The 11121-nt window shown below is 48.6% G+C and carries 1 protein-coding gene; it reads left to right on the forward strand.

Annotated features, from left to right (window positions below):
* The first annotated feature begins 354 nt into the window (after positions 1-354).
* Positions 355-11118: a surfactin non-ribosomal peptide synthetase SrfAA gene (srfAA, locus tag AAGG74_RS20165; RefSeq protein WP_429676962.1), complete on the forward strand. Its 10764-nt coding sequence runs from the start codon at positions 355-357 to the stop codon at positions 11116-11118.
* Positions 11119-11121: the final 3 nt, after the last annotated feature.

The raw sequence follows: 11121 nt of genomic DNA on the forward strand, positions 1-11121 counted from the left end.
ATACCGCATGAAACTTTTAACCTAATTTTCGGTGATAAAAATATTTTTTTCATTTAAAGTGAACGGTGACAAGGTAAAAAATATTGAAAACAATGAATAAATAGCCAGAACTGTTTCCTGATGGAATGAGGGGGCTACGGGGCTTAATCTGCTTGTTAAACCCACAATGATGGTTGGCGGCAGTCCGATTAATAGAGGTAAACTGCTTTTTTTGTTTCGTTGCACTGCTTTTTGCGTGGTTCTTTAGACTTTTCAGATTTTTGGGTCATAAGAATTAAAAGGTTTTATAGATAAGAAAAAGAAAATACGTTGCACATGTTCACGGCTTATAAAGATTAGGGGAGGAATCATAATATGGAAATAACTTTTTACCCTTTAACGGATGCACAAAAACGAATTTGGTATACAGAAAAATTTTATCCTCATACAAGTATTTCAAATCTTGCTGGGATTGGTAAGCTGGTTTCAGTTGATAAAATTGAATGGGAGCTTGTTGAGAAGGCCATTCAAGAGTTTATCCGGAGAAATGACGCCATGCGCCTTCGTTTGCGGCTCGATGAAAATGAGGAGCCAGTCCAATATATAAGCGAGTATCGGCCTGTTGATATAAAACATACAGACACCACTAGAGATCCAAATGCGATAGAGTCCATTTCACAATGGAGCCGGGAGGAAACGAAAAAACCTTTGCCGTTATACGATTGTGATTTGTTCCGTTTTTCCTTGTTTACGTTAAAGGAAAATGAAGTGTGGTTTTATGCAAATGTTCATCACGTGATTTCGGATGGAATTTCTATGAATATTCTCGGAAATGCGATTATGCACATTTATTTAGAATTAGCCAGCGGTTCAGACACAAAAGAAGGCATCTCGCATTCATTTATCGATCATGTTTTATCTGAACAGGACTATGCTCAATCAAAGCGGTTTGAAAAGGACAAGACGTTTTGGAACAAACAATTTGAATCGGTGCCTGAACTTGTTTCCTTGAAACGGAATACTGGTGCAGGAGGAAGTTTAAGTGCTGAGAGGTTCTCTGAAGATGTGCCTGAAGCGCTTCATCAGCAGATTCTATCATTTTGTGAGGCGAACAAGGTCAGTGTGCTTTCTGTGTTTCAATCGGTGCTTGCCGCTTATTTATACAGAGTCAGCGGCCAAAATGATGTTGTGACGGGAACCTTTATGGGCAACCGGACGAATGCGAAAGAGAAGCAGATGCTCGGAATGTTTGTTTCCACGGTTCCGCTTCGAACAAATATTGACGGCGGGCAAGCGTTTTTAGATTTTGTCAAAGACCGAATGAAGGATCTCATGAAGACCCTTCGTCACCAAAAGTACCCTTATAACCTCCTGATCAATGATTTGCGTGAATCGAAAAGTTCTTTGACGAAGCTGTTTACGGTATCTCTTGAATATCAAGTGATGCAGTGGCAGAAAGAAGAGAGTCTTGCCTTTTTGACTGAGCCGATTTTCAGCGGCAGCGGATTAAATGATGTCTCCATTCATGTGAAGGATCGATGGGATACTGGGAAACTTACCATTGATTTTGATTATCGCACTGATCTATTTTCGCGTGAAGAAATCAAAAATGTTTGTGAACGCATGATGACGATGCTGCAAAACGCGTTAGTGCATCCAGATTTTGCGATTGATGAATTAACGCTGGTTTCTGAGTCGGAGAAAGAGAAGCTGCTTGCGATGGCAGGCGGTGAATCTGTCAGCTATCGTAAGGATATGACGATTCCAGAACTGTTCCGCGAACAGGCTGAACGGCTTGCTGATCAGCCGGCGGTTGTGTTTGAAGATCAAACATTGACCTATCAATCGTTACATGAGCAATCTGCACGTATCGCCAATGTGCTGAAAAAGAAAGGCATTGGCCCGGACAGTCCTGTCGCGGTACTGATTGAACGCTCAGAACGGGTGATTACGTCTATTTTGGGGATTTTAAAAGCCGGCGGAGCTTATGTGCCGATCGATCCCGCTTTTCCGGCAGAGCGCATTCAATATATTCTGGAGGACTGCGGTGCGGACTTTATCCTGACTGAATCGAAGGTTGCGGCTCCTGCAGCTAATGCTGAGCTGATTGATTTTGATCAGGCAATGGCAGAAGGTGCAAGTGAAAGCTTGAATGCAGATGTGAACGCGAGAAACCTTGCTTATATTATTTACACATCGGGAACAACCGGACGTCCGAAAGGCGTAATGATCGAGCATCGCCAGGTTCATCATTTGGTTGAATCTTTACAGCGGACGATTTACCAAAGCGGCAGCCAGACATTGCGGATGGCATTGCTTGCGCCGTTCCATTTTGATGCGTCAGTAAAGCAGATCTTCGCGTCGCTTCTTTTGGGACAAACACTTTATATCGTACCGAAAAAAACAGTGACGAACGGATCTGCGCTTGCTGCCTATTATCGCAGGAACAGCATTGAAGCGACGGACGGAACACCGGCCCATCTGCAAATGCTGATCGCAGCGGGAGATTTTGAAGGGCTCAAACTGGAGCATATGCTGATCGGAGGAGAGGGCCTCTCGTCTGTTGTTGCAGACAAGCTGCTAAAGCTGTTTAAGGAAGCAGGCACATCGCCGCGTTTGACAAATGTGTACGGACCGACCGAAACGTGTGTGGACGCGTCTGTTCATCCGGTTAATCCAGAGAGTACCGTTCAATCAGCGTACGTGCCAATCGGGAAAGCGCTGGGAAATAACCGCTTATATATTTTGGATCAAAAAGGCCGGCTGCAGCCGGAAGGCGTGGCGGGCGAGCTTTACATCGCGGGCGATGGTGTCGGCCGAGGTTATTTGCATTTGCCTGAATTGACGGATGAGAAGTTTTTACAAGATCCGTTCGTGCCAGACGATCGCATGTACCGTACAGGAGATGTGGTGCGCTGGCTGCCAGATGGAACAATCGAATATTTAGGAAGAGAAGATGATCAGGTCAAAGTCCGCGGATATCGGATTGAGCTTGGTGAAATTGAAGCCGTAATTCAGCAGACGCCAGATGTTGCGAAAGCGGTTGTTTTGGCTCGTCCTGACGAACAGGGAAATCTTGAGGTTTGCGCCTATGTGGTGCAGAAGCCTGGCAGCGAATTTGCTCCAGTCAGTCTGCGGGAGCATGCGGCGAGAAAGCTTCCTGACTATATGGTGCCGGCATACTTTACAGAAATCACAGAAATTCCGCTTACGCCAAGCGGTAAAGTAGACCGACGCAAGCTGTTTGCACTAGAGGTGAAGGCAGTCAGCGGAACGGTCTATACGGCGCCGCGCAATGAGACGGAAAAAGCAATCGCAGCCATTTGGCAGGACGTGCTGAATGTTGAAAAGGCGGGGATCTTTGACAATTTCTTTGAAACGGGCGGGCATTCCTTAAAGGCGATGACGCTTTTAACAAAGATTCATAAGGAAACAGGTGCTGAGATTCCGCTTCAATATTTGTTTGAGCATCCGACGATTGCTTCACTTGCAGAGGAAGTCGATCAAAGAGACAGCCGGGCATTTGCGGCGATTGAACCTGCCGAAAAACAGGAGCATTACCCGCTTTCCTTGTCCCAGCAGCGAATGTATATCGTCAGCCAGTTCGACGATACCAGAGTCGGATACAACATGCCTGCGGCAGCGATTTTGGAAGGGCCTTTAGAAATTCACAAGCTGGAGCGCGCATTTCAAGGGTTAATCCTTCGCCACGAGTCTTTAAGAACGTCATTTGTTCTTGAAGGCAGCACGCCGAGACAGAAAATTCATGACAGCATTGATTTCAATATTGAATTGATTGAAAGAGGCGGCCGTTCCGATGAGGCGGTTATGACTTCATTTGTCCGAAGATTTGACTTGGCAAAAGCGCCGCTATTCAGAATCGGCTTGATGGAGCTTGAAGAGAACCGTCATATGCTGCTGTTTGATATGCATCATTTGATTTCTGACGGTGTGTCCATCGGCATTATCTTGGAGGAGTTAGCACAGTTATACAGAGGCGAACAGCTTTCTGAGCTTCGTATTCAGTATAAGGATTACGCCGTGTGGCAAAGCGGTCAGGCCGCTGAAGGGTATCAGAATGACCGGGCGTATTGGAAGGAAACTTTTGCGGGCGAGCTTCCTGTGCTTCAGCTTCTGTCCGATTACCCGAGACCGTCTGTTCAAAGCTTTGAAGGAGACCGGGTGTCAATCAAGCTGGATGCTGATTTGAAGGATCGCCTTAATCGTTTGGCTGAACAAAATGGCGCCACGCTGTATATGGTCATGCTGTCTGCTTACTATACGCTTTTGTCAAAGTATACCGGGCAAGATGACATTATTGTCGGGACGCCGTTAGCGGGCAGAAACCACTCTGATACAGAGGGCATTATCGGGATGTTTGTCAATACGCTCGCGATCCGCAGTGAGGTGAAGCAGAACGAGACGTTTACCGATTTAATCGCGCGCGTACGCAAGCACGTGCTGGAGGCTTTTTCTCATCAGGATTATCCGTTTGAGTGGCTTGTTGATGATTTGAATATCCCGCGTGATGTAAGCAGACATCCGCTGTTTGACACGATGTTCAGTCTTCAAAACGCGACAGAGGGCATTCCGGCTGTCGGTGATCTGGCTATATCTGTTCATGAGACCAACTTCAAGATTGCTAAATTTGATTTGACGATGCAGGCGAGAGAAACCGATCAAGGCATTGAGCTTGAATTGGACTACAGCACGAAGCTATTTAAACAAAGCACGGCTGAAAGGATGCTCAACCATTTTGCACGTTTGCTTGAAGATACTTCGGCTGAGCCTGAAAGACAAATAGCTGAATACACGCTTCTTTCTGAAGAGGAGGCTGCTTCTCACATTCAACAGTTTAATCCAGAAAGAACATCTTATCCGAAAGACAAAACGATCGTTCAGCTGTTTGAAGAGCAAGCGGGGAAAACACCAGATCATCCTGCGCTTCAATATGAAGGCGAATCACTTACTTATCGTGAGCTGAATGAACGGGCCAATCGGTTAGCGCGCGGCATTCTTCCTCTTGGCGCAGGCGAAGGCAGAACAGCGGCTGTATTATGTGATCGGTCCCTGGACATGATTGTGTCGATTCTCGCGGTGTTAAAAGCAGGATCAGCTTATGTTCCGATTGATCCGGAGCACCCGATCCAGCGGATGCGGCATTTCTTCCATGACAGCGGAGCGAAGGTGCTTCTCACTCAGAAGACATTAAAGGATTTAGCAGAAAAAGCGGAATTCGACGGTGCCGTTGTGCTCGCGGATGAGGAAGAAAGCTATCATGCTGATGCCCAAAATCTCGCGCTGCCTCTTGATTCGGGAGCGATGGCCAACCTGACGTATACTTCCGGAACGACAGGAACACCAAAGGGAAATATCGTGACACATGCCAATATTTTGCGCACGGTGAAGGAAACGAATTATCTCAGTATTACTGAACAGGATACGATTCTCGGACTTTCCAATTACGTGTTTGACGCGTTTATGTTTGATATGTTCGGTTCCTTATTAAACGGTGCCAAGCTTGTGCTGATACCGAAGGAAACCGTATTGGATATGGCGCGCCTGTCTCGCGTTATTGAGCAGGAAAACATCAGCATTCTCATGATTACAACCGCGTTGCTTCATCTGCTTGTGGACTTGAATCCATCGTGCTTGTCAACATTGCGCAAGATTATGTTTGGCGGGGAGCGGGCTTCGGTTGAGCATATCAGAAAAGCTTTGCAAACGGTCGGGAAAGGCAAACTGCTTCACATGTACGGGCCGTCTGAGAGTACGGTTTTCGCGACATATCATCCGGTTGATGAATTGCCGGAGCACACACTGTCTGTTCCGATTGGAAAACCGGTCAGTAATACAGAGGTATATATCCTTGATCAGGCGGGACACGTGCAGCCTGCAGGGATTGCCGGAGAGCTTTGTGTCAGTGGCGAAGGGCTTGTGAAAGGCTATTACAACCGTCCAGAACTGACTGAGGAGAAATTCGTTCCGAATCCGTTTATGTCCGGCGAACGCATGTATAAAACGGGTGACCTTGCCAGATGGCTGCCGAATGGCGACATTGAATTCATCGGGAGAATCGACCATCAGGTGAAAATCCGCGGACAGCGCATCGAGCTTGGAGAAATCGAACATCAACTGCAAACCCATGACCGTGTGCAGGAAACTGTCGTGCTTGCTGTTGATCAAGGAGCGGGAGGCAAGCTGCTCTGCGCGTACTTTGTCGGAGAAGGGGAAATTTCATCTCAAGAGTTAAGAGAGCATGCGGCGAAGGATCTGCCGGCTTATATGGTTCCTGCGGTATTTATCCAAATGGACGAGCTGCCGCTGACCGGAAACGGAAAAATCGACCGGAGAGCGCTCCCGCTTCCTGATGCCAGCGTCTCAAGAGGTGTGTCATATGTTGCGCCTCGAAATGGAACCGAAGAAAAACTCGCAGACATTTGGGCACAGGTGCTTCAGGCTGAACAAGTCGGCGTTTATGACCATTTCTTTGATATCGGCGGACATTCATTAGCAGGCATGAAGATGCTTGCCTTGGTCCATCAGGAACTGGGTGTTGAGCTGTCACTCAAAGATCTCTTCCAGTCACCGACGCTTGAAGGCTTTGCACAGGTTATTGCCACTGCTGAAAAAGGGACAGCCATCAGCATCAGCCCGGCAAAGAAACAAGATACGTACCCTGTTTCTTCACCGCAAAAACGGATGTACGTACTCGAAAAGCTTGAGGGAGCGCAAACGAGCTATAACATGCCGGCGGTTCTGCGCCTTACGGGTGAACTTGATGTTGAAAGGCTGAACAGCGTCATGCAGCAGTTAATGCAGCGACATGAAGCCTTTAGAACCACCTTTGAAATGAAAGATGGAGAAACGGTGCAGCGGATCTGGGAGGAAGCTGAGTGTGAGCTGGCCTATTTCGAAGCTGCAGAAGAAGAGACGGAACGGATTGTATCTGAGTTTATCAAGCCTTTCCATGTCGATCGGCTTCCGCTATTCAGAATGGGTCTGATCAAGCATTCAAACACTGAGCATGTGCTGCTATTCGATATGCATCATATTATTTCTGACGGTACGTCTGTCGGTGTGCTGATTGAGGAGCTTTCGAAGCTGTACGACGGAGAAACCCTTGAACCGCTCCGTATTCAATATAAGGATTATGCCGTGTGGCAGCAGCAGTTCATTCAGTCTGAGCTTTACAGGAAACAAGAGGAGCATTGGCTGAAGGAGCTGGAAGGCGAGCTGCCGGTGCTGACGCTTCCAACTGACTATAGCCGGCCTGCGGTTCAAACGTTCGAAGGTGACCGCATTGCTTTTACATTGGAAGCGGGCAAAGCTGATGAACTGCGCAGGCTTGCAAAAGAAACGGATTCCACATTGTACATGGTGCTTCTGGCTTCATACAGTGCATTTTTATCCAAACTGAGCGGACAGCACGATATCATTGTCGGTTCACCTGTAGCTGGACGGTCTCAAGCAGAAGTCAGCCGCGTGATCGGAATGTTCGTCAATACATTGGCGCTGCGCACGTATCCGCAGGGTGAAAAGTTATTTACTGACTATCTTCGCGAAGTGAAAGAAACAGCACTCAGCGCTTTTGAAACACAGGATTACCCGCTTGAGGACCTGATCGGGAACGTACAGGTTCAGCGAGACACGAGCAGAAATCCGTTATTTGATGCCGTATTTTCAATGCAAAATGCGAACATCAAGGATTTAACGATGAAAGGGATTCAGCTTGAGCCGCATCCGTTTGAGCGGAAAACGGCCAAGTTTGACATCACACTGACGGCTGACGAAACGGACGGAGGGCTGACGTTCGTGCTAGAATACAATACAGCGCTGTTTAAGCCTGAAACAATCGAACGTTGGAAGCAATACTGGATGCAAATTCTAGATGCAGTAACCGGAAACCCGAACCAGCCGCTTTCGAGCCTGTCACTCGTTACTGAAACAGAAAAACAAACGCTTCTTGAGGCATGGAAAGGAAAAACACTGCCTGTGCCGACAGACAAAACCGTTCATCAGCTATTCGAAGAAACGGCTCAGCGCCACAAAGACCGACCGGCTGTCACATACAACGGCCAGTCATGGACATACGGCGAGCTGAATGCCAAGGCAAATCGTCTTGCGCGGATTCTGATTGACTGCGGCGTTCAGGCGGATGAGCGCGTCGGCGTTCTCACGAAGCCGTCGCTGGAAATGTCCGCCGCGGTGCTCGGCGTCTTAAAGGCTGGCGCGGCGTTTGTGCCGATTGATCCTGACTATCCGGATCAGCGGATTGACTATATTTTACAAGACAGCGGCGCGAAGCTTCTCTTGAAGCAGGAAGGCATTTCAGTGCCGGAAAGCTTTATGGGAGACGTTATTCTTCTCGACGGGGATCGTACGATTTTAAGCCTGCCGCTTGATGAAAATGACGAGGAAAACCCGCTCACAGCTGCAAAAGCGGAGAACCTCGCCTACATGATTTACACGTCTGGAACGACCGGACAGCCGAAGGGGGTCATGGTTGAGCACCATGCGCTTGTCAATCTGTGCTTCTGGCATCATGACGCGTTCCATATGACAGCGGAGGACCGCAGTGCGAAGTACGCGGGCTTCGGGTTTGACGCCTCCATTTGGGAGATGTTCCCGACTTGGACCATCGGCGCCGAGCTTCACGTCATTGATGAAGCGATCCGCCTTGATATCGTCCGCCTGAACGATTATTTCGAAATGAACGGCGTCACGATCACCTTCCTGCCGACGCAGCTGGCGGAACAGTTCATGGAGCTTGAGAACACCTCACTCCGTGTCCTCTTGACAGGAGGAGACAAGTTGAAGCGTGCCGTGAAACAGCCGTACACGCTCGTCAACAACTATGGGCCGACAGAAAATACAGTTGTCGCCACAAGCGCGGACATCAATCCGGAGGAAGGTTCGCTGTCCATCGGGCGTGCGATTGCCAATACGAGAGTGTACATTCTCGGCGAGGGCAATCAGGTGCAGCCGGAAGGCGTAGCCGGAGAGCTTTGCGTGGCGGGACGCGGACTGGCGCGCGGCTATTTGAATCGAGAAGACGAAACCGCGAAGCGGTTTGTCGCTGATCCGTTTGTGCCGGGTGAACGCATGTACCGCACCGGTGATTTGGTGAAATGGGCAAACGGCGGCATCGAATACATCGGCCGGATCGACCAGCAGGTCAAGGTTCGCGGCTACCGAATCGAGCTCTCAGAAATTGAAGTCCAGCTCGCCCAGCTTTCCGACGTGCAGGATGCGGCGGTGACAGCTGTCAAAGATATAGGCGGCAATACAGCGCTCGCGGCGTATGTCACACCGGAATCTGCTGATATTGAAGCGCTGAAAGCGGCATTGAAGGAAACCTTGCCGGACTACATGATCCCGGCGTTCTGGGTGACGCTGAATGAGCTTCCGGTTACGGCAAACGGCAAAGTAGACCGCAAAGCCTTGCCTGAGCCTGACATCGAAGCGGGAAGTGAAGAATACAAAGCGCCGACGACCGACATGGAAGAGCTGCTTGCCGGCATTTGGCAGGACGTGCTCGGTGTAACAAAAATCGGTGTCAGCGACAATTTCTTCTCACTCGGCGGAGATTCCATTAAAGGAATCCAGATGGCGAGCCGCTTGAACCAGCACGGCTGGAAGCTGGAAATGAAAGATCTCTTCCAGCACCCGACGATCGAGGAGCTGACCCAATATGTGGAGCGTGCCGAAGGCAAACAGGCAGACCAAGGCCCTGTGGAAGGCGAAGTCACCCTGACGCCGATCCAGCGTTGGTTCTTTGAAAAGAACTTCACAAACAAACACCACTGGAACCAATCAGTGATGCTTCACGCCGCGAAGGGCTTTGACCCTGAACGAGTGGAAAAAACATTACAGGCGCTGATCGAGCACCATGACGCACTTCGCATGGTATATCGTGAGGAGCAGGAAGATATCATTCAATACAACAGAGGACTTGAAGCCGCTTCAGCTCAATTGGAAATCATCCGGATTGAAGGCGAAGCGAAAGATCATAGCGAGCGCATAGAGAGAGAAGCGGAGCGTTTGCAAAGTAGCATCGACTTGCAGCAGGGCGGCTTATTAAAAGCTGGTTTGTTCCGAGCGGAAGACGGAGACCACTTGCTTCTTGCCATTCACCACTTAGTGGTTGACGGCGTGTCATGGCGGATTTTACTGGAGGATTTCGCCACGGTCTATACACAGCTTGAGCAAGGCAATGACCCGGTTCTCCCGCAGAAAACACACTCATTTGCGGAGTATGCAGCAAGATTGCAAGACTTCGCGAACTCCAAAGCCTTTTTGAAAGAAAAAGAGTATTGGAGACAGCTTGAAGAACAAGTTGTCGCGACAAAGCTGCCGAAAGATCGTGAATCAAGTGATCAGCGCATGAAACATACAATAGCACTCGAATTCTCACTGACTGCTGAAGAGACAGAACAGCTCACCACAAAGGTGCATGAGGCATATCACACAGAAATGAATGATATTTTGCTGACGGCATTCGGTTTGGCGATGAAGGAGTGGACAGGTCAGGAGCAAGTAAGTGTTCATTTAGAGGGGCATGGACGTGAAGAAATCATAGAAGACCTGACCATTTCCCGCACAGTCGGCTGGTTTACGAGCATGTATCCGATGGTGCTCGATATGAAGCATGCGGATGATCTGGGCTACCAGCTTAAGAAAATGAAAGAAGACATTAGACATGTGCCGAATAAGGGAGTCGGATATGGCATTCTGCGCTATCTGACGGCGCCTGAACATCAAGAAGGTGTGGCATTCTCAATTCAGCCGAATGTCAGCTTTAACTATTTAGGTCAGTTTGATGCCATGTCGGATGCAGGTTTGTTCACGAGATCAGAGCTGCCGTCAGGACAGTCGTTAAGCCCGGAAACAGAAAAGCCGAACGCGCTGGATGTTGTCGGATATATCGAAAACGGACAATTGACGATGTCACTGGCCTATCATTCTCTTGAATTTCATGACAAAACGATAAAGGCATTCAGCGACAGCTTTAAAGCCCATCTTCTCAGAATCATTGAACATTGCCTATCTCAAGATGGCACAGAGCTGACGCCGAGTGACCTTGGTGACGACGATTTGACGCTGGATGAACTGGATAAATTAATGGAAATTTTTTAATAG

The organism is Bacillus mexicanus (genome assembly GCF_050445615.1).
GTDB classification, from domain to species: domain Bacteria; phylum Bacillota; class Bacilli; order Bacillales; family Bacillaceae; genus Bacillus; species Bacillus mexicanus.

Bases quoted from the DNA above. Each gene is read 5' to 3' on its own strand.
- srfAA (WP_429676962.1), top strand. From the start codon at position 355: ATGGAAATAACTTTTTACCCTTTAACGGATGCACAAAAACGAATTTGG.